This is a genomic window from Arcicella sp. GW458-12-2-14-TSB2 (assembly GCF_059423785.1).
In genome coordinates, this window is the sequence record NZ_JBWKYN010000372.1 from 1 (window position 1) to 862 (window position 862).

An 862-nucleotide genomic window follows, 5' to 3' on the forward strand; every position below is an offset into this window, starting at 1 on the left:
TGGTAGTTCTACCAATGATGAAAAGATAATTCATAACCTATGTTCAAGATTGTAATTGAAAATTTATTTATTACTGTTCTCTTAAATTAGCTCTAAAATGTTGGCAGTCGGATAACTTTTATTAATCTGTTAAGCTATGTCAATTTGAAAAAGTCACTTGTAATTTGCTGTGTTTTTTTATTTTTTGAATAAGACCTATTAATATAACCAGGATGATAAAAGCAATTATTATTAAAATTGATATCATATATTGGAGTATAACTATGACTATATTCATTGAAAATTTTAGTAGCTATTTCTTTAAATATTCCATTTTTACCCACATTTCCCCAACCAAAATAAACTGGTTTATTAATGAACAAATGGTGTTCATTAAAGATATGGCTTGAATTTTCACTAAAGTTAGAGACAGCATTTTCTAAGTTTGCGTCTTTGTAGTAAAAACAATTGAAAAGTTGTATAATACCATCAAGTTGTTTTTCTTGTCCTGTGTACCAACCACTAAATATTTTTACTAAATATCTCATAGTGGGATCAATAGAGTAGTCATACCATATCTCATTGTCATTGATATGTAGATTATGATTTTTCAAATAAAATTCTTTGATTACCTCTATATTGCACTTTTTTTGTGTCTCTTTAGCACTACCAGGATTCATTAATACAGCACTGCCAATTAAATCAGTAGAATTTCCAAATTGTAATAAAGTTTTTTTCCTATAAATTTTATCATCCTCTTTTAGGAATTCAGCATAGACTTTCATATTTATGTTTTTTGTTTATATATTGTTATGTTAAAAAAAATTGTTTTTAAGTGGAGTTAAATTTACATTCTTTGAATCATTGTATAACTAGTAATCAC

Annotated in this window: 1 protein-coding gene; it reads right to left on the bottom strand. The window is 26.0% G+C overall.

Features of this window, described 5'->3' with window-relative positions:
- Window positions 1-134 precede the first annotated feature (134 nt).
- A complete protein-coding gene (locus AC07XN_RS24520; protein ID WP_494744956.1) occupies window positions 135-764 on the bottom strand; it encodes a hypothetical protein in 630 nt (209 codons plus the stop codon).
- Window positions 765-862: the final 98 nt, after the last annotated feature.

Bases quoted from the DNA above. Each gene is read 5' to 3' on its own strand.
- AC07XN_RS24520 (WP_494744956.1), bottom strand. From the start codon at position 764: ATGAAAGTCTATGCTGAATTCCTAAAAGAGGATGATAAAATTTATAGG.